General features: G+C 63.0%; 20 protein-coding genes. 10 read left to right on the top strand and 10 right to left on the bottom strand.

The genetic code is table 11. The features are described 5' to 3' along the window. The first annotated feature begins 27 nt into the window (after nt 1-27). From dapF to ACU5AY_RS18430, 5 genes are all read left to right on the top strand, one after another. Nucleotides 28-936: a diaminopimelate epimerase gene (gene dapF / locus ACU5AY_RS18450; RefSeq protein ID WP_446827285.1), complete on the top strand. Its 909-nt coding sequence runs from the start codon at nt 28-30 to the stop codon at nt 934-936. Then, on the top strand, nt 933-2,207 hold the full coding sequence (gene mtaB, locus ACU5AY_RS18445; protein WP_446827284.1) for a tRNA (N(6)-L-threonylcarbamoyladenosine(37)-C(2))-methylthiotransferase MtaB: 1,275 nt from the start codon (nt 933-935) through the stop codon (nt 2,205-2,207). Before dapF ends, mtaB begins: the two co-directional genes overlap by 4 nt. A gap of 23 nt (nt 2,208-2,230) precedes the next feature. Further along, nucleotides 2,231-3,781: a signal recognition particle-docking protein FtsY gene (gene ftsY / locus ACU5AY_RS18440; protein ID WP_446827283.1), complete on the top strand. Its 1,551-nt coding sequence runs from the start codon at nt 2,231-2,233 to the stop codon at nt 3,779-3,781. Nucleotides 3,782-3,842: 61 nt separating this feature from the next. Beyond that, nucleotides 3,843-4,496, top strand: coding sequence for a septation protein A (locus ACU5AY_RS18435; protein ID WP_446827282.1), 654 nt, complete (start codon nt 3,843-3,845; stop codon nt 4,494-4,496). Further along, complete coding sequence (locus tag ACU5AY_RS18430) at nt 4,493-5,083, top strand: DUF2585 domain-containing protein (RefSeq protein ID WP_446827281.1); 591 nt, start codon at nt 4,493-4,495, stop codon at nt 5,081-5,083. Before ACU5AY_RS18435 ends, ACU5AY_RS18430 begins: the two co-directional genes overlap by 4 nt. 4 nt (nt 5,084-5,087) lie before the next feature. Here ACU5AY_RS18430 and ACU5AY_RS18425 read toward each other — a convergent pair whose 3' ends face one another. The 5 genes from ACU5AY_RS18425 to ccmA all read right to left on the bottom strand — a co-directional run bounded on the left by ACU5AY_RS18425 (nt 5,088) and on the right by ccmA (nt 8,207). After that, entirely contained in the window at nt 5,088-5,705 is a 618-nt protein-coding gene (locus ACU5AY_RS18425; RefSeq protein ID WP_446827280.1) for a DsbE family thiol:disulfide interchange protein, read from the bottom strand. 1 nt (nt 5,706) lies between these two features. Next, nucleotides 5,707-5,877 carry a heme exporter protein CcmD gene (ccmD, locus tag ACU5AY_RS18420; protein ID WP_446827279.1) on the bottom strand — a complete coding sequence of 57 codons (171 nt, stop codon included), beginning with the start codon at nt 5,875-5,877 and terminating at the stop codon, nt 5,707-5,709. Nucleotides 5,878-5,890: 13 nt separating this feature from the next. Further along, nucleotides 5,891-6,652 (bottom strand): heme ABC transporter permease, encoded by a 762-nt coding sequence (locus tag ACU5AY_RS18415; RefSeq protein WP_446827278.1) that lies wholly within the window; start codon nt 6,650-6,652, stop codon nt 5,891-5,893. 69 nt (nt 6,653-6,721) lie between these two features. After that, a complete protein-coding gene (ccmB, locus tag ACU5AY_RS18410; RefSeq protein ID WP_446822497.1) occupies nt 6,722-7,381 on the bottom strand; it encodes a heme exporter protein CcmB in 660 nt (219 codons plus the stop codon). Nucleotides 7,382-7,565: 184 nt separating this feature from the next. Next, nucleotides 7,566-8,207 (bottom strand): heme ABC exporter ATP-binding protein CcmA, encoded by a 642-nt coding sequence (gene ccmA, locus ACU5AY_RS18405; RefSeq protein WP_446827277.1) that lies wholly within the window; start codon nt 8,205-8,207, stop codon nt 7,566-7,568. A 288-nt stretch (nt 8,208-8,495) separates the two neighbouring features. Here ccmA and acnA point away from each other — a divergent pair, with 288 nt between their 5' ends. Next, nucleotides 8,496-11,183, top strand: coding sequence for an aconitate hydratase AcnA (gene acnA / locus ACU5AY_RS18400; RefSeq protein WP_446822495.1), 2,688 nt, complete (start codon nt 8,496-8,498; stop codon nt 11,181-11,183). 131 nt (nt 11,184-11,314) lie between these two features. Here acnA and ACU5AY_RS18395 read toward each other — a convergent pair whose 3' ends face one another. Continuing rightward, nucleotides 11,315-11,848, bottom strand: coding sequence for an SRPBCC family protein (locus ACU5AY_RS18395; RefSeq protein WP_446827276.1), 534 nt, complete (start codon nt 11,846-11,848; stop codon nt 11,315-11,317). Beyond that, nucleotides 11,845-12,213 carry an ArsR/SmtB family transcription factor gene (locus ACU5AY_RS18390; RefSeq protein ID WP_446827275.1) on the bottom strand — a complete coding sequence of 123 codons (369 nt, stop codon included), beginning with the start codon at nt 12,211-12,213 and terminating at the stop codon, nt 11,845-11,847. Before ACU5AY_RS18390 ends, ACU5AY_RS18395 begins: the two co-directional genes overlap by 4 nt. 224 nt (nt 12,214-12,437) lie before the next feature. Here ACU5AY_RS18390 and ACU5AY_RS18385 point away from each other — a divergent pair, with 224 nt between their 5' ends. Beyond that, nucleotides 12,438-13,361: a GGDEF domain-containing protein gene (locus tag ACU5AY_RS18385; protein ID WP_446827274.1), complete on the top strand. Its 924-nt coding sequence runs from the start codon at nt 12,438-12,440 to the stop codon at nt 13,359-13,361. A 3-nt stretch (nt 13,362-13,364) separates the two neighbouring features. Here ACU5AY_RS18385 and ACU5AY_RS18380 read toward each other — a convergent pair whose 3' ends face one another. Next, entirely contained in the window at nt 13,365-13,823 is a 459-nt protein-coding gene (locus tag ACU5AY_RS18380; RefSeq protein ID WP_446827273.1) for a cupin domain-containing protein, read from the bottom strand. A 208-nt stretch (nt 13,824-14,031) separates the two neighbouring features. On the opposite strand from ACU5AY_RS18380, the gene ACU5AY_RS18375 reads away from it, so the two are divergent. Then, nucleotides 14,032-14,766: a DUF1223 domain-containing protein gene (locus ACU5AY_RS18375; protein WP_446829060.1), complete on the top strand. Its 735-nt coding sequence runs from the start codon at nt 14,032-14,034 to the stop codon at nt 14,764-14,766. A gap of 299 nt (nt 14,767-15,065) precedes the next feature. Further along, nucleotides 15,066-15,464, top strand: coding sequence for a DUF2794 domain-containing protein (locus ACU5AY_RS18370; RefSeq protein ID WP_446827272.1), 399 nt, complete (start codon nt 15,066-15,068; stop codon nt 15,462-15,464). An 18-nt stretch (nt 15,465-15,482) separates the two neighbouring features. Here ACU5AY_RS18370 and ACU5AY_RS18365 read toward each other — a convergent pair whose 3' ends face one another. Then, nucleotides 15,483-16,313 (bottom strand): aldo/keto reductase, encoded by an 831-nt coding sequence (locus tag ACU5AY_RS18365; RefSeq protein ID WP_446827271.1) that lies wholly within the window; start codon nt 16,311-16,313, stop codon nt 15,483-15,485. Nucleotides 16,314-16,478: 165 nt separating this feature from the next. On the opposite strand from ACU5AY_RS18365, the gene ACU5AY_RS18360 reads away from it, so the two are divergent. Next, nucleotides 16,479-16,985, top strand: a complete 507-nt coding sequence (locus ACU5AY_RS18360; RefSeq protein ID WP_446827270.1) for a SixA phosphatase family protein — start codon at nt 16,479-16,481, stop codon at nt 16,983-16,985. A 6-nt stretch (nt 16,986-16,991) separates the two neighbouring features. On the opposite strand, the gene ACU5AY_RS18355 is transcribed toward ACU5AY_RS18360, so the two are convergent. Next, nucleotides 16,992-17,555, bottom strand: coding sequence for a L,D-transpeptidase family protein (locus ACU5AY_RS18355; RefSeq protein WP_446829059.1), 564 nt, complete (start codon nt 17,553-17,555; stop codon nt 16,992-16,994). Between the last annotated feature and the right edge of the window lie 48 nt (nt 17,556-17,603).

Raw genomic sequence — 17,603 nt, 5'->3', positions numbered from 1 at the left:
CCGAAATCCAACAGGTTCCGGTAAACGATGACTGACGACCGCGTAGAATTTGCGAAGATGAACGGGCTTGGCAACAAGATCCTCGTCGTCGACATGCGCGGCCGCAAGGATCAGGTGACGCCCGAGGCGGCGATTGCGCTGAATGCCGATCCCGACACCCGTTTCGACCAGATCATGGCGATCCATGATCCGAAGGCGGCCGGCACCGACGCTTGGATCGACATCCTGAATTCCGACGGAACCAAGGCCCAGGCCTGCGGCAATGGCACGCGCTGCGTAGTACAGGCGCTCGCCGCCGAAACCGGCAGGAAGGCCTTCACCTTCCAGACGGTCGCCGGCATCCTCAATGCGCGCGAGCACGAGGACGGGCTGATCTCGGTCGACATGGGCCAGCCGGTCTTCGCGTGGGACAAGATCCCGCTCGCCGAGGAGTTTCACGACACCAGCCGGATCGAGCTGCAGATCGGGCCGATCGACAATCCGGTGCTGCATTCGCCTTCGGCCATGTCGATGGGCAATCCGCACGCGGTTTTCTGGGTCGACCGCGACGTCAACACCTTCGATCTCGAGCGCTTCGGGCCCCTGCTCGAAAACCATCCGATGTTTCCGGAAAAGGCGAACATCACCATAGCCCAGGTGACATCGCCGACGACGATCACGACGCGGACATGGGAGCGCGGCGCCGGCCTGACGCTTGCCTGCGGCTCGGCCGCCTGTGCCACCGCCGTTTCCGCCGCCCGCACCGGCCGCACCGGTCGCAAGGTGACGATCACGGTTGCCAGCGCCATTCCGCCGGGCGTGCTCGAACTCGAATGGCGCGAGCGCGACAACCACGTGATCATGACCGGCCCGGCCGAATGGGAATGGTCCGGCGCCGTCAGCCCGAAGACAGGCGACTGGTCGCGCGAAGCCGAAAGCGGAGCAGAGGCGCAGTGAGCGGCGTCGAAGTCATAACCTTCGGCTGTCGTCTCAATACCTATGAATCCGAGGTCATGAAGGCGGAGGCCGAAAAGGCCGGCCTGAACAATGCCGTCCTGATCAACACCTGCGCGGTGACCGGTGAAGCCGTCCGCCAGGCGCGCCAGGCAATCCGCCGCAAGCGCCGCGAACATCCAGACGCCCGCATCATCGTCACCGGCTGCGCCGCCCAGACGGAGAAAGACACCTTCGCCGCCATGGCGGAGGTCGATGCCGTGCTCGGCAATGAAGAAAAGCTCAAAAGCGCCTCCTACCGGTCGCTTCCCGATTTCGGCGTTACGGCCGAGGAAAAGCTCCGCGTCAACGACATCATGAGCGTCACCGAGACCGCTCCGCAGATGGTCCGGCACATCGACGGCCACGTGCGCGCCTTCATCCAGGTGCAGAACGGCTGCGACCACCGCTGCACCTTCTGCATCATTCCCTATGGCCGCGGCAATTCCCGCTCGGTGCCCATGGGCGCGGTCGTCGACCAGGTCCGCAAGGTCGCCGACAGCGGCTACCGCGAGGTCGTGCTCACCGGCGTCGACGCGACCAGCTACGGCGCCGACCTGCCGGGCGAGCCGACGCTTGGCCTGCTCGCCAAGACGATCCTGAAGATGGTGCCGGAGATCCGCCGGCTGCGGCTGTCGTCGATCGACAGCATAGAGGCCGACCGGCACCTGATGGACCTGATCGCCAACGAGCCGCGTTTCATGCCGCACCTGCATCTCTCGCTGCAGCACGGCGACGACATGATCCTGAAGCGCATGAAGCGGCGGCATTCCCGCGCCGATGCGCTGGCCTTCTGTCGCGATGTGCGCAGGCTGCGTCCGGAGGTGAGCTTCGGCGCCGACATGATCGCCGGCTTCCCGACGGAAACCGAGGACATGTTCGCCAACGCCGAAAGCCTCGCCGAGGAGATCGGCATCGCCCACCTGCACGTCTTCCCCTATTCGCCGCGCCCCGGCACGCCCGCCGCCCGTATGCCGCAACTCGACCGAGCGCTCGTCAAGGAACGCGCCGCCCGTCTGCGGCTGACCGGCGAGCGGCTGCATGCGGCCCATCTCGACCGTCTCGTCGGCAGCCGCCAGACGATCCTCGTCGAAATGAACGGCATGGCGCACACGGAAGACTTCACGCTTGCCGACGCCGGCGAATTTATGCCGCGCGAATTCGTTTCGGTGCTTGTCACCGGCCACAATGGCAAGCATCTTGAAATCAAGACGGTCGCCGCCGCGGCGGCCTGATCATCGAATAACACGGACACTGCATGGCTCTCGGTTTCATCAAGAAGGTCTTCACATTCGGCAAGGACAAGCCGGTTCAGGCGGTCGAAAAGCCGCATGACGAGGTCACTGCCGAAGACGTGCTGGCAGAAGCCGAGGCGATAACGCCCCTCGAAACGCTCGAAGAGGCGTCGACGGACGTAACCGAAGCGCCAGCGACAGAGGACCTGACACCCCCCTCTGTCCCTTCGGGACATCTCCCCCACATGGGGGGAGATCAGGAGGACGAGGCTACTTCGTCTGATAACGAGCCACCCCTCCAGCAAGAGCCCTCGGCCGCAGCCATCCCGGAAGACGAGCAGAAGGCTGAAATCGACTCCGAAGAGCCCGCCGCCGAGGAAACAACTGCCCCACCGGCCACGTCGGCAGTGGAAGAGCCCTCCACCCCACCAACCGCCGTGGTTGAACCGGATACCGCTCCCGAGGCTATCGACGACGAGCAGGACGCCACCCCTTCGATCTCCCCCCCTGTGGGGGAGATGTCCGTCAGGACAGAGGGGGGTGCGCCCGATGAGTTCGAGGACGCTGCCACTCCCGTCACTCCCGCCCTCCCCAAGGGCTTCGCCACCGCCGAAAAGACCGTCCAGCCGGACGCTCCACTCGTGCCGCCGCCGAAGCTTTCCTGGTTCCAGCGCCTGCGCGCCGGCCTCGCCCGCACGTCGCAGCAGCTCTCCGGCCAGATCGCCGCGCTGTTTACCAAGCGCAAGCTCGATGACGACACGCTGCAGGAACTGGAAGACCTGCTGATCCAGGCCGATCTCGGTGTCGAGACGGCGATGCGGGTTACAGATACGCTCGCCTCCGAACGCTACGGCAAGGATGTGAGCGGCGAGGACGTCTCGCGCATCATGGCAAGCGAGATCACCAAGGTCCTGTCCCCGGTCGCCAAGCCACTGGCGCTCGACCTGTCGCACAAGCCGCATGTCATTCTCGTCGTCGGCGTCAACGGCACCGGCAAGACGACGACCATCGGCAAGCTGGCGGCGAAGCTCTCCGGCGCCGGCCTCAAGGTCATGCTGGCCGCCGGCGACACCTTCCGCGCCGCCGCGATCGAGCAGCTTAAGATCTGGGCCGACCGCACCAAGTCCGGCTTCATCGGCACCAAGATCGGCGCCGACGCCGCGGGCCTGGCCTTCGATGCCTTCAAGCAGGCGAAGGAGAACGGCTCCGACGTGCTGATCATCGACACGGCCGGCCGGCTGCAGAACAAGACCGAACTGATGGCGGAGCTTGAAAAGATCGTCCGAGTGCTGGCCAAGCTCGATCCGGATGCGCCGCATACCGTGCTGCAGACGCTGGATGCGACGACCGGCCAGAACGCCATGAACCAGGTCGAGATCTTCAAGAACATCGCCGGCGTCAACGGCCTGATCATGACCAAGCTCGACGGCACGGCGCGCGGCGGCATCCTCGTCGCCATCGCCGCCAAGCACAAGCTGCCGGTCTATTTCATCGGTGTCGGCGAAGGCGTCGACGATCTGGAGCCCTTCGAGGCGGCGGATTTTGCCGAAGCCATTGCCGGATTGACACCATAATGCCCAAAATGGGCTTCAAGCAGCCCCGCACATCAACCCGATCGAGCGGAGCATCAAGGAAGTGCAGAGCGTGACGAACGTCGAAAACAGGCCCGCAACCAAGGAAAACCCGCTTCTGAAGCTGGCGCTGGAGCTGGGGCCGCTGATGGTCTTCTTCTTCGCCAACCTGCGCGGTGCCTGGCTGACCAAGACCTTCCCGGCGCTGGAGGCGCTCGGCGGGCCTCTGTTCGTGGCAACCGCGCTGTTCATGGCCGCGACGATCATCTCGCTCGTCTGCTCGAAGATCATCGTCGGGCACCTGCCGATCATGCCCTTCGTCTCCGGCATCGTCGTCCTCGTCTTCGGCGGCCTGTCGATCTACCTGCAGAACGAAACCTTCATCAAGATGAAGCCGACGATCATCAACACGCTGTTCGGCGTCGTGCTGCTCGGCGGGCTTTTCTTCGGCAAGAGCCTCCTCGGCTACGTCTTCAACGCCGCCTTCGAACTGACCGACGAGGGCTGGCGCAAGCTCACCATCCGCTGGGGCCTGTTCTTCCTGTTCCTGGCGGTACTGAACGAAGTCGTCTGGCGCAATTTCTCCGACGACACATGGGTCGCCTTCAAGGTATGGGGTACCATGCCGATCACCATCCTCTTCACCATGGCGCAGATGCCGCTGATCATGAAGCACACAGTGGAGACGAAGGAAGAAGAAACCGGAGCCGCCGAGTGAACGTCACGGGTGCAGCGTCCGAAAAGAACAGTTCCACCAGCTTCTGGCTCATCGTCTTCCTTGTACTCATCGCCGCGCAGGCGATCAGCCTGTATCTGATGGGCCGGGTGCCGATCTGCACCTGCGGCTACGTCAAGCTTTTCGAACCGGGCGTCAATACGCCGGGCAACTCGCAGCATATTTCCGACTGGTACACGCCGTCCCACATCATCCACGGCTTCCTGTTCTATCTCGCTGGCTATCTCATCTTCCGCCGCCGGTCCTTCGGCTTCCGCCTGACCTTTGCGGCCATCATCGAGATCGCCTGGGAGCTTCTGGAAAATTCGCCGATCATCATCGACCGCTACCGTTCCGCGACGATCGCCAACGGCTACGAGGGCGACAGCATCCTGAACTCAGTGATGGATACCGTCGCCATGGCGATCGGCTTCTTTTTCGCTTCAAGGGCGCCGATCTGGCTCACCGTCCTGATCGCGATCGGGTTTGAACTCCTGACCGGCTGGATCATTCGCGACAATCTCACGCTGAACGTGCTGATGCTGGTCTGGCCAGTCGACGCCATCCGCGAATGGCAGGCGGCACTTTAGGAGGTCAGCTTCCGGCCTTCGCGCTGGCCAAAGCCTTCTCGATTGCCGGGAAAAGCCCTTCCTGCAAGCTGAGGTCGTCGAACGGGCCGACGCGCTTGTAGACAATCGTGCCATCGGCGGCCACCAGATAGCTTTCCGGAATGCCGTAGACGCCCCAGTCGATCGCCGCCTGTCCCTTGGGATCGACGCCGATCGCCGCGAAAGGATTGCCGAGCTCGCCGAGGAAGCGCAGCGCGTTGTCCGTCTTGTCCTTGTAGTTGATCGCCACGACGTTCAGCCGCGGGTCGTTAGCGAGCTGCATCAGGATCGGGTGTTCCTGGCGACAGGGAACGCACCAGGAGGCGAAGACGTTGACGAGCGTCAGCTTGCCCTTGATGGCGGCGTCCGTCAGCGCCGGACGGTCGGAACCCTCAAGCGGCGGCAGGTTGAGCGAGGGGGCCCTCGTGCCGATCAGCGCGGACGGGATCGTCGAGATATCCTTGCCGTTGACGTCCTGGTCGTAGAGCATCTTTCCCGCCGTGCCGGCGATGACCGCGAAGACGGCGAGCGGCAGGAGGGCAAGCACATAACGGCTCATGCCCCGCTTCGGCTGCTCGCTGGGGACTTGGGTGTCGTCGGCCATGTCAGCTGGTCTCTTTTTCCTGTTGCGCCGAGCGGCGGCGGATACCGGCCGCCTCCAGCGCCTTCAATTCACGCTGCCGGGCCCTGCCGTCGACAAAGATCCAGCCGATCAGGATGGCGATAATCGCAACCGTCAGGCCGTAGGCCCAGTAGATGTAGAATGCGTGATCCACCCGAGCTCTCCCGTCAGTTTGCGTTGCTGGCCATGCGGGCGGCGATGCGGCGCTGGGCCGAGACGCGGCGGCGCCAGATCTCGTTGCGCATCGCCATCAGATGCAGCGTGAAGAACAGGAAGGTGAAGGCGAACGCCATGGTGAACAGCGGCCACAGGAATTCCGGATCGATTGCCGAACCGCCCATCCGCATCACGCTTGCCGGCTGGTGCAGCGTGTTCCACCATTCGACCGAGAACTTGATGATCGGGATGTTGACGAAGCCGATGAGGATCAGCACTGCGCAGACCTTCGCAGCCTTGGACGGGTCGTCCATGGCGCGGTTGAGCGCGATCAGGCCGAGATACATCAGGAACAGGATGAAGACCGAGGTCAGCCGTGCATCCCACACCCACCACGTCCCCCACATCGGCTTGCCCCAGAAGGAGCCGGTGATCAGCGCGATCAGCGTGAAGGCGGCCCCGAGCGGCGCGGCGGTCTTGTGGGCGACGTCGGCCAGCGGATGGCGCCAGACCAGCGTGCCGATCGCCGACAGGGTCATGATCGTGTAGCACATCATCGACAGCCAGGCGGCCGGCACATGGATGTACATGATCCGGACCGTATCGCCCTGCTGGTAGTCGCCTTCCGTCGTGAAGCTCAGATAGAGCCCGACGGCCATGAGGACGATGGTGATGGCCGCCAGCCACGGAATGAGCCGTGTCGCCAGCGCCAGAAAGCGGGTCGGGTTGGCGAGATCGCCGATCTTGGAAAGAGAGAGGCTTGTTCCGTTCATGGCCGCTTCATACCCCGATACGGGAAGCCCCGCAATTGATCCTGGTCAAGCCTGGCGTTCAAATCCGCGTTAGTCGGAAGCATGCCGGAGCGCCAGCGCCGCGCCAAGCGGACCGATTGCCGCAAAGAACAGCATGATCGCGGTCAGGAACATGAAGGGCGGCAGGAAGGGCGCCGGATCCTCGACCGCCGCATAGGTCGCCGATACCCCGAAGATCAGCACCGGGATCGTCAGCGGCAGCACCAGGATGGAAACGAGCAGCCCGCCGCGCGGCAAGGCAACGGCCACGGCCGCACCGACCGCACCGATGAAGGTGATCGCCGGGGATCCAACCAGAAGCGTGACGAAGGCCGCCGCGATCGCCGTCTCGCTCATGTTCATGAACAGCCCGAGCAGCGGCGAGGCGATGACCAGCGGCAGCACGGTGGCCGTCCAGTGCGCCAGGCACTTGACGAAGACCGTCAGCGCCAACGGCGTTTCCTGCATGAGGATAAGGTCGAGCGACCCGTCGTCGCGGTCGGCCTGGAACAGCCGGTCGAGGCCGAGAAGTGCTGCCAAGAGCGCACCGATCCAGATGATTGCCGGGCCGATGCGCGCCAGGAGATTGAGATCGGGGCCGACCCCGAACGGAATGACCGCGACCACCGTCAGGAAGAACAGGATGCCGATCAGCGCCCCGCCGCCGGCCCGGATCGACAGTTTCAGGTCGCGCAGGAAGAGAGCGGTCATGGATGTGCATTTCCTTCTGGCAAAAACCCCTCCCCAACCCCTCCCCACAAGGGGGAGGGGCTAACCCGGCATACGACGCTCGTTGCGGAATGAGGCCCGGCCGCGAGTCTTCTCCCCCACTGTGGGGGAGATGCCCGGCAGGGCAGAGAGGGTCTTTTGACGGCAGATGACAAGGTCGCCAAGATCAAACCTCCTCCTCCAGGTACTCGAACCCCTTCATCGTCAGCTCCTTGGTATCCTTGAGCCCGAGCGGCTGGTGGGTGGCGGCGATCACGATGCCGCCGATGGCGAGGTGGGTTTCGACCAGGCGGGCGAACATCCGGTCGGCGCTGGCGTCAAGGGCCGCGGTCGGCTCGTCGAGCAGCCAGACCGGGCGATAGGCGGTCAGGAGCTTGGCCATGGCGAAACGCCGCTGCTGGCCGGCCGACAGGTAGCCGTAGGGAAGATGAAGGATGCCCGCCAGGCCGACGACCTCCGCCGCCGCGCGGATATCGACGCGCATATTGCCGTCGAAATCGCCCATGAAGGACTGCCAGAAGAGGAGGTTCTCCTCGACCGTCAGTTCCTGCTTCATGGCATTGCGGTGGCCGAGATAGTGGCTCGCTTCCCGCAGCGGATGCTCGGTCGAGCCATCAACGCCGGTAAAGACGACGCTTCCGGTCTCCGGCCGAATGAGGCCCGCCAGCACGCGAATCAACGTCGACTTTCCCGAACCGTTCTTGCCGGTCAGAAGCAGGGCCTCGCCGGATTGAAGCTCGAACGCGATGTTGCGGAACAGCAGATCCTCCCCGCGCCGGGCGGAAACATTTTCGACGGTGAGCTTCATGAGCGAAGGCGTATCCTGTCTCGGTCCTGCGGCAAGCGATTTTGCGCATTGCAAAAAATATAGAAATTGACCGCTGAATGGTCTGGCACCTTTCTTAGAAATTATCTATAACGCCCGCAACCACGCCAGCGGCCGGCGTGTTCATTATCCAAGCGCCGAACATGAAAACCTTTCTGGTTCTCACGTGCGGACAGCGGAAATGGTCGCACCCGCATCCCATTTGCGCTTCAAATGCGCCGGGCGTTCGCACGTCAGTTTTGGCTGATCAGACGAAGCGGGGTTCTATCCGTGGCTAAATCACTGGACAGTTTCAATTGTCGCACCACCTTGTCCGTCAACGGCAAGGACTATGTCTATTTCTCGATCCCGAAAGCCGAGGCCAACGGTCTCGCCGGCGTTTCGAAGCTTCCCTATTCCATGAAGGTTCTTCTGGAAAACCTGCTTCGCAACGAAGACGGCCGCTCGGTTACCAAAGCCGACATCGAAGCTGTCGCCGCCTGGCTTGCCAACAAGGGCAAGACGGAACATGAAATCGCCTACCGTCCGGCCCGCGTCCTCATGCAGGACTTCACCGGCGTGCCGGCCGTCGTCGACCTCGCCGCCATGCGTGACGCGATGGTCAACCTCGGCGGCGATCCGGAAAAGATCAACCCGCTCGTCCCCGTCGACCTCGTCATCGACCACTCGGTCATCGTCGACGAATTCGGCACCCCGACCGCATTTGCCCGCAACGTCGAGCTGGAATACCAGCGCAACGGCGAGCGCTACCGCTTCCTGAAGTGGGGCCAGCAGGCGTTTGAAAACTTCCGCGTGGTTCCGCCCGGCACCGGCATCTGTCACCAGGTCAACCTCGAATATCTCGGCCAGACCGTCTGGACGAAGGACGAGGACGGCGACACCGTCGCCTACCCCGACACCTGCGTCGGCACCGACAGCCACACCACGATGATCAACGGTCTCGGCGTTCTCGGCTGGGGCGTGGGCGGCATCGAGGCCGAAGCTGCCATGCTCGGCCAGCCGGTATCCATGCTGCTGCCGGAAGTAGTCGGCTTCAAGCTGACCGGCAAGCTGAAGGAAGGCTGCACGGCAACCGACCTGGTCCTGACCGTCGTTCAGATGCTGCGCAAGAAGGGCGTGGTTTCCAAATTCGTCGAATTCTTCGGCCCCGGCCTCGACAACATGACGCTCGCCGACCGCGCGACGATCGGCAACATGGGTCCGGAATACGGCGCGACCTGCGGCTTCTTCCCGGTCGACGGCGAAACCGTCAACTACCTGACCATGTCCGGCCGCACTGAAGAGCGCATCGCGCTCGTTGAAGCCTATTCCAAGGCGCAGGGCATGTGGCGCGATGGCGACGGCTCCGACCTCGTCTTCACCGACACGCTGGAACTCGACCTCGGCGACGTCGTGCCGTCGATGGCCGGCCCGAAGCGTCCGGAAGGCCGCCTCGCGCTCGAAACCATCGCGCCGAACTTCGCGACCGCTCTCGAGAACGACTACAAGAAGCCGGGCCAGCTCTCCAATCGCTACGCGGTTGAAGGCACCGACTACGATCTTGGTCATGGCGACGTCGCGATTGCCGCGATCACTTCCTGCACCAACACCTCGAACCCGAGCGTCCTGATCGCCGCCGGCCTTCTCGCCCGCAACGCCGTTGCCAAGGGCCTGAAGACCAAGCCGTGGGTCAAGACCTCGCTCGCTCCCGGATCGCAGGTGGTTGCGGAGTATCTCTCCAATTCGGGCCTGCAGAAGGACTTGGACTCGCTGGGCTTCAACCTCGTCGGCTTCGGCTGCACGACCTGCATCGGCAACTCCGGCCCGCTGCCGGCCCCGATCTCCAAGACGATCAACGACAAGGGCCTGATTGCCGCCGGCGTTCTCTCCGGCAACCGCAACTTCGAAGGCCGCGTGTCCCCGGACGTCCAGGCGAACTATCTCGCCTCCCCGCCGCTCGTCGTCGCCTACGCGCTCGCCGGTTCGGTCCAGATGGACCTGACCTCCGAGCCGATCGGCGAAGGCAAGGACGGCCCGGTCTACCTGAAGGACATCTGGCCGTCGTCGAAGGAAATCCAGGAATTCGTCATGAAGTACGTGACCCGCGAGCTTTACGCGGCCAAGTACGCCGACGTCTTCAAGGGTGACGAGAACTGGCAGGCCGTGCAGGCCCCATCGGGCCAGACCTACACCTGGGACAATGATTCGACCTATGTGCAGAACCCGCCCTACTTCGTCGGCATGGGCATGCAGGCCGCTGGCGTCACCGACATCAAGGGCGCCCGCGTCCTCGGCCTCTTCGGCGACAAGATCACCACCGACCACATCTCGCCGGCAGGCTCCATCAAGGCCGCATCGCCGGCTGGTGCCTACCTCACCGAGCATGGCGTCGGCGTGGCGGACTTCAACCAGTACGGCACGCGCCGCGGCAACCATGAAGTCATGATGCGCGGCACGTTTGCCAACATCCGCATCCGCAACCACATGCTCGGTCCGAACGGCAAGGAAGGTGGCTACACCATCCACTATCCGTCGAAGGAAGAGATGTCGATCTACGATGCGGCCATGAAGTACAAGGAAGAGGGCGTTCCGCTCGTCATCTTCGCCGGCGTCGAATACGGCAACGGCTCGTCGCGTGACTGGGCTGCCAAGGGCACCAACCTGCTCGGCGTCCGCGCCGTCATCGCCCAGTCCTTCGAGCGTATCCACCGCTCCAACCTCGTCGGCATGGGCATCGTGCCCTTCGTCTTCGAGGAAGGCACGACCTGGGAAAGCCTCGGCCTGAAGGGTGACGAGACCGTGTCGATCGAAGGCCTCGACGGCGTAAAGCCGCGCGAGAAGAAGATCGCCAAGGTCACCTACGGCGACGGCACGGTGAAGGATATCCCGATCATCTGCCGCATCGACACGCTCGACGAAGTCACCTACGTCAACAACGGCGGCATTCTGCAGACGGTTCTCCGTCAGCTGGCCGCCTGATACAGATGGCATCCCGATCCCCGGGCTTCCCCCGGGATCGGGAGAGGCTTGCGAATAACAAAAGCCGCCGGGTGAGAGATCACCCGGCGGTTTTTTATCGTGCATGGCTTACTGCGCTTTCAAAAGCTGCCTCACTTCGGAATCCGCGCCTCGTACTCCTCCTTCAGCGCGAGCCAGTGATCCCAGAAAGGCTCCGGCCGGGTGCCTGAAATCCTGGCGGCGAGGATGTCGAGATGGGCGTGCCAGCCGGCGCCGATCATGACTTCGTTCTTGCGGTCCGAGATGCGCTTGTGAACGAGCGTCAGCAGCACTTTGTCGCCTTGCGGGTCGAGGTCGATCACCACCTCGCCGCGTTCGCCCCAGGCAAAGGCCAGCCGGTAGGGCGCATGCAGTTCGGTGATGCGGGTCTCCATGCTGTGCTCGTCGCCGAAATCGGCCGGACGGTTGCCCGGCGGATCGGTCAGCTCGTCGTTGCGCCAAGTCAGCTTGAAGGGCGCGCCGACCGCCATGGTCATCTCTCCGCCGGCAAGCCACTGGCGGCGCTTGTCGCTGTCGGTGAGATAGGCCCACACCCGCTCGACGGGACCGGGAAGCAGTCTTTCGATCTTCAGCGTCGCGGGCTCGGTCAGTGTGCCGTAGCCATCCAAGGTGAGGGTATCGGTCATTCTCTCTCTCCTTTTTCGGGATCGTTGGCATTGTGCTGGTCGTCATTGCGCAAGAGCTGCTCCAGCATGTCGAGACGGCCGGTCCAGAAGCGCTCGTAGACGCTGAGCCATCGGCTGGCGGAGGCGAGCGGGCCTGGATCGAGACGGCAGAGATGGACCCGCCCGCGCACCTCGCGGCGAATGAGTCCGGCATTTTCCAGCGCCTTGATGTGCTTCGACGCGGCGGCGAGCGACATGGAGAAGGGCTCCGCGAGCTGGCTCACGGTCTTCTCACCATCGATCAGGTCGCCGAGCATCCGGCGACGCGTTGCGTCGCCAAGGGCGTGGAAGATGATATCGAGCTCAGGATCTTGTTGCTTAACCATGCGGTTGAATATACATGACCACAGACAATAGTCAACCACATGGTTTAATATCAATCACGGTGCAGCCGCTGCCCTCGCCGGGTGACGGCTGTGGACGAATATGCCGGATGGCGCTTGTCGTTAAAATTTCCGTTCGCTTATTAGCAATTCGGTAAATACCGGCCCCTAGTTTGGGCCGGCGACAGGGCTTGGGACAGACAATACGGGAAGGTCACTCACCGATTATGCCAGCTTTGAGTTCTGTCACGCGGGTTCTTCGCAAGTCATTGACGCTGAAGATATTCGTCACCTGCTTCGCCTGCATTCACCTGCCCCTGATTGCCGCCGTCGCCTATCTCTCCTTCGGCTTTGCACTGGATACGAAAAGCATCCTCATCCTGCTGACGGCCGCCACGCTCGTCGGCACGGTCTCCTGTCTCGTGATCCTCAATATCTATCTGCGTCCCCTGCGCGCCATGGCCTCGGCGCTGCGCGCCCACCAGCCCGGTGGCGCGCCCTGGAGCCCGTCATGCCCCGGCAGGGAGGACGAGATTGGCGTCCTTTCGGATGCGATCGACGCGATGACCCGGGACATGGGGGCGACGGTGAAAAGGCTCAGCCGGCAGGCATTGTCCGACGATATGACCGGCCTCGGCAATCGCCGGTGGCTGACGGAACGGCTGGAGGAGGAAATCGCCAAGGCGGGACGGAGCGGCAAGCCGCTGTCCGTCGTGCTGTTCGACCTCGACAACTTCAAATCGATCAACGATCGCCACGGGCACGACGTCGGCGACAGCGTGCTGGTTGCGACCGGCGAGGTCTTGCGCACCTGTCTGCGCAGCTTCGACATCGCGGCCCGCATCGGCGGCGAGGAATTCTGCATGGTTCTGCCCGATACACCGCTGGACGAGGGCTGGCAGATCGCCGAGCGTGTCAGGAAAGCGATGGAAAATCTCAGGCTGGAGCCGCTTGCGCGCGGCGGCATCACGGCGAGTTTCGGGGTCACCGAAACACGCGGAACCGAATGGCTGCGGGATGTCTTCAAGCGCGCCGACGAGGCGCTCTACAGCGCCAAGGCAGCCGGCCGGAACCGCACCCTGCGGGCCCGGCCGGCGGAGCAACGTTCACCCATGGCCGGGACGGACAAGGTGCAATACCCCGAAGCATGACCGCTAGGGGGTTATGGGATTTCCCGCCCGGTCGGTCAGAACTTTCCGGCCGTCCGTTTTCGTCAGCAGCCGGTCCTTGGTGGAATAATGCACGATATCATTCTGGGACCGCGTCCCAACGACAAGATAGCGCGCATCGGCGGTCGACCGGTTTTCCAGCCGGTGGCCGAGCGCAACGCCGGCCTTGAAGGTCGCAGCATCCCCAGGCCTCATGACTGTCTCCGTGTCACCCTCCAGCAGCACCACCTCGCCTTCCAGCATATAGACGAATTCATCTTCGCACTCATGCCAATGCTGGTGGGAGGATTTCGAACCCGGCGGCAGCACCTCGAGAAAGGCGCCGAACTGGGTGAGGCCCCCAGTGTCGCTGAAGAGCGCCGCCCAATAGGTGCCAAGCTCCGGATCGGGATTGGATGGGTCGGGACGCTCAACTATGGCGTCGGCCAGTCGGATGACGGGCATGGAGGCTCCTCTGTATTCTCGTGGGAACATGACTTCCCGTCGAGGCTCGCCGATCCAGCTCAGGTACGCAAGGGAGTGCGTGCCTTGGTGATCGATATTCACTCTCGCCACGCTCACCCCAAAGTGAATTCCTGTTGAAGCGCGCCTTCACTATGTTCAGGATAATCACTCGGATAGAAGAGGCGGCGCCATGCCCGCCTCACAGGGAATGAACATGAAAACGATCATGACTGCACTGACAGCGCTGCTGCTGTCGGGCGGACTGGCAAATGCCGACGGCACGCCGAAAGGCGTCGTGGAACTCTTCACCTCTCAAGGGTGCTCCTCCTGTCCGCCTGCCGACGCGGCGCTCGGCAAGCTGATCCAGCAGGGGGACATTGTCGGCCTGTCCTACCATGTCGACTACTGGAATTCGCTCGGCTGGCCCGACACGATGAGCGCACCGGCCTTTACGGCTCGCCAGTACGGCTACGCGAAGACGCTCGGCCGCAGCGGCGTCTACACGCCGCAGGCGGTCCTCAACGGACGCGACCACATCATCGGCTCCGACGTTGCCGGCATCAACGCGCGATTGACGAAGCAGCAAGCCGATGGCGAAGGCATGACGGTTCCCGTCCGCGCGGCGATGAACGGCAACGAACTCGATATCGAGATCGGCAAGGGCACCGGCAAGGCCGACGTCGTGGTGGTCTACTTCAACGACAAGCGCACAGTCGACATCAAGGCCGGTGAAAACAACGGCCGGACGGTGACCTACTGGCACAGCGTGACGGACGTGCAGACCGTCGGCATGTGGAATGGCAGCGACCTGAAGATCAGCCTGCCCAAGAGCGTCTTCAAGAACGTCAAGGGCAATGGCTGCGCCGTGTTGCTGCAGGAATATGCCGAGGACGGCACGCCGAAAGCCATACGCGGCGCGACCACCGTGATGGCGAAGAACTGACCTGTCATGTCTTTGGAATGTTGCTGCCGGTCTCCGGAAAGGAAGTGGTCCGGCCTTGGCTCATTTTGGGGCTGGGGTTGGGGGCAATGAACCAGGACCGGACCATGATTGGCGCTAGGGCGCCAGGCAACGATCACACTGTCACCCGGAAATGCGGCTGAGTTTTGACTGAAATGCGGCGCGTGCGGGATTAATGGCCCGCAACCGGCGCTACCCGGCGGAACCATCGCTCCCCTTGCATTTTGCGACATCTGGGGCAAACTGACATGACGTTGTCATGTTCATGCTGCGGGAGAGATATGACTGATTCGACAGAAGGGCCTTACCGCTCGGAGAACGTGTCGGGCACTTCGCCGATCGTTGTCGATCTCCAGGAGTACCGCAAGGCCAAGGATCCGCTGCCGGTCACGTTCCACCGCCGAGAACTCGATCTCATCCTCAGGATCTACGGCCGCATGGTCGGCGAGGGCGAATGGCGCGACTACGCGATCGATCACCTGAAGGATCGCGCGGTCTTCTCCATCTTCAAGCGATCCGGCGAAATGCCGCTTTACCGCGTCGAGAAGAACCCCAAGCTTGCAACAAAACAGGGCGCATATTCGGTGATCAACACCGATGGCCGCATCCTCAAACGCGGCCATGAATTGCAGCAGGTCCTCAAGGTGTTCGACAAGGTCCTGAAGCTCGTGGACAAGTAGCCGCCGTCGGCCGGCAGATCAGAACGTCGCGGTCACCGGATCGGGCCCGATCCGCGCGGAAGCCGAATCGAGACCGTCCAGCGTCGCCATGTCGTCGGCATCCAGCGAGAAGTCGAAGACCTGGAAGTTTTCCGCGATTCGATCCGGATTGACCGACTTGGGGATGACGACCAAGCCGTTTTCGATGTGCCAGCGGATGATGATCTGCGCCGGCGTACGGCCGTGCTTCTTGGCGATGCCGGCGATCGTGTCGTTCGACAGCAGCTTGCCCTGACCCAGCGGGCTCCAGGATTCGGTGGCGATGCCGAGGGCGGAGTGCACATTGCGCAGCGCACGCTGCTGGAAATCCGGGTGCAGCTCGACCTGGTTCAGCACCGGGGTGACACCGGTTTCCGAAATGATCTGCTTCAGATGCTCGGCACCGAAATTGGAAACGCCGATCGAACGGACGCGGCCCTCCTCCTTCAGCTTGACGAAGGCCTTCCAGCTGTCACCGAAGAGACCGCGATGCGGCGACGGCCAGTGGATGAGATAAAGGTCGACATAGTCCGTTCCGAGCCGCTTCAGGCTTTCGTCGAATGCCTGCATCGTCGAATCATAGCCCTGGCGGTCGTTCCAGAGCTTGGTCGTCAGGAAGATTTCGGAGCGCGCAACGCCCGATGTCCGGATGCCCTCGCCGACGCCGTGCTCGTTCTCATAGACCGCCGCCGTATCGACATGGCGATAACCCGCCCCTATCGCCGCACGAACCGCAGGCGCCGCGGTCTCGTCCGGTGTCTGCCAGACGCCGAGGCCCACCTGCGGAATGGAATTGCCATCGTTGAGCGCGATTGTTGGTTGACTGCTCATGCTGATCCTCCAGATTGTCTCTTGAGTTTTCCACCGGATCGGCGGCACCGGCAGTCGGAATGACGCCGGCAAGGAATTCAGGTCGAACCTATACCTAGGGCAAGACATGAATTTGATAACCCCTGCCGCACATCCTTCGGGCCTAGCCCGAGAGAGAGGTATGATATGCCACGTCTGATGCTGTTGCGCCACGCCAAGTCCGCCTGGCCGGATGGGGTGGACGATCACGACCGGCCACTGGCCCCCCGTGGCCAAAAGGCGGCGCCGGCAATGGGCGCATATATGGCAAGGGAAGGCCTGGTCCCGGACCGGGTTATCGTCTCGACGGCTTTGCGCACGCGCCAGACCTGGTCGCGGGTTCAGGCCCATGTGGCGAAAGATGCGGACGCTGGGTATCTCGGCGACATTTACGAAGCGCCGGCCGAACGCATTGCAGACGTCATCCGAAGCCAGACATCAAGGTGCACCACTCTTCTGGTGATCGGGCACAATCCGGGACTTCAGGATCTGGCGCTGGCGCTCCTTCGCGACGGCGAGGACACGGGTAACCTCGCTCGCAAGTTCCCGACCGCTGGCCTAGCCGTCATCGACTTCTCCGAGGCGGACTGGTCGGGCCTCACACCGAAGAGCGGCCGGCTGGAACGGTTTGTGACGCCTCGTGGCCTCTCGTAGCGAACGTCACAGGACCTTGACGACAGTTCCATAGCGGGCAATGGACAACAGCTTGCGCATGTCCGTGAGGCTGACCGCCACGCAACCCTCCGTCGGGCGATATCCGGGGCGGGCGAGATGCAGGAAGATCGCCGATCCCCCGCCACGCCGACGCGAGGGAATGTTCCAGTCCATCACCAGGCAGACGTCATAGAGGTGATCCTCCCGCATCAACGTCTCGTGGCTCGCGGGAAACGGAGCATTGACAAGACGGTTATAGGCAGGATGGTTCGGCGCATCGCACCACAGCATGCCCGGTTTCAGCGCAATCAGCGGGAGGCGCGTGGCGGGCCGCATGATCCGGTCGGCCCGGTAGAAGCCGTACAGGAGCCGCATCGCCGCCCGCGGCGTCTTGCCGTCCCCTTCCCGCTTGCTACTGCCGATCCCTGACCGCCCAAGCGCGGTCGGGATGGCCAAATGCTCCAGCCGCAGGAGGCCGCGCCGCGCGTCCAGCGGGCTCCGCCGAACGGCGATCACGCTGTTTTGTCTTGGCTTTATCATTCCGCCGGTTGTATTGACCCGTTTGTTCACAGACTTTCGCCCTTGCTGGCTCTCCAATCGGGACAGGCATTTTGCCTT

This window comes from Rhizobium sp. PAMB 3174 (assembly GCF_052908375.1).
The sequence above is the reverse complement of the archived record's forward strand: the minus strand, read 5'-3'. Positions and strand labels throughout refer to the sequence as shown.

Bases quoted from the DNA above. Each gene is read 5' to 3' on its own strand.
- dapF (WP_446827285.1), top strand. From the start codon at position 28: ATGACTGACGACCGCGTAGAATTTGCGAAGATGAACGGGCTTGGCAAC.
- ftsY (WP_446827283.1), top strand. From the start codon at position 2,231: ATGGCTCTCGGTTTCATCAAGAAGGTCTTCACATTCGGCAAGGACAAG.
- ACU5AY_RS18425 (WP_446827280.1), bottom strand. From the start codon at position 5,705: ATGGCCGACGACACCCAAGTCCCCAGCGAGCAGCCGAAGCGGGGCATG.
- ACU5AY_RS18415 (WP_446827278.1), bottom strand. From the start codon at position 6,652: ATGAACGGAACAAGCCTCTCTCTTTCCAAGATCGGCGATCTCGCCAAC.
- ccmB (WP_446822497.1), bottom strand. From the start codon at position 7,381: ATGACCGCTCTCTTCCTGCGCGACCTGAAACTGTCGATCCGGGCCGGC.
- ccmA (WP_446827277.1), bottom strand. From the start codon at position 8,207: ATGAAGCTCACCGTCGAAAATGTTTCCGCCCGGCGCGGGGAGGATCTG.
- ACU5AY_RS18395 (WP_446827276.1), bottom strand. From the start codon at position 11,848: ATGACCGATACCCTCACCTTGGATGGCTACGGCACACTGACCGAGCCC.
- ACU5AY_RS18390 (WP_446827275.1), bottom strand. From the start codon at position 12,213: ATGGTTAAGCAACAAGATCCTGAGCTCGATATCATCTTCCACGCCCTT.
- ACU5AY_RS18385 (WP_446827274.1), top strand. From the start codon at position 12,438: ATGCCAGCTTTGAGTTCTGTCACGCGGGTTCTTCGCAAGTCATTGACG.
- ACU5AY_RS18380 (WP_446827273.1), bottom strand. From the start codon at position 13,823: ATGCCCGTCATCCGACTGGCCGACGCCATAGTTGAGCGTCCCGACCCA.
- ACU5AY_RS18375 (WP_446829060.1), top strand. From the start codon at position 14,032: ATGAACATGAAAACGATCATGACTGCACTGACAGCGCTGCTGCTGTCG.
- ACU5AY_RS18370 (WP_446827272.1), top strand. From the start codon at position 15,066: ATGACTGATTCGACAGAAGGGCCTTACCGCTCGGAGAACGTGTCGGGC.
- ACU5AY_RS18365 (WP_446827271.1), bottom strand. From the start codon at position 16,313: ATGAGCAGTCAACCAACAATCGCGCTCAACGATGGCAATTCCATTCCG.
- ACU5AY_RS18360 (WP_446827270.1), top strand. From the start codon at position 16,479: ATGCCACGTCTGATGCTGTTGCGCCACGCCAAGTCCGCCTGGCCGGAT.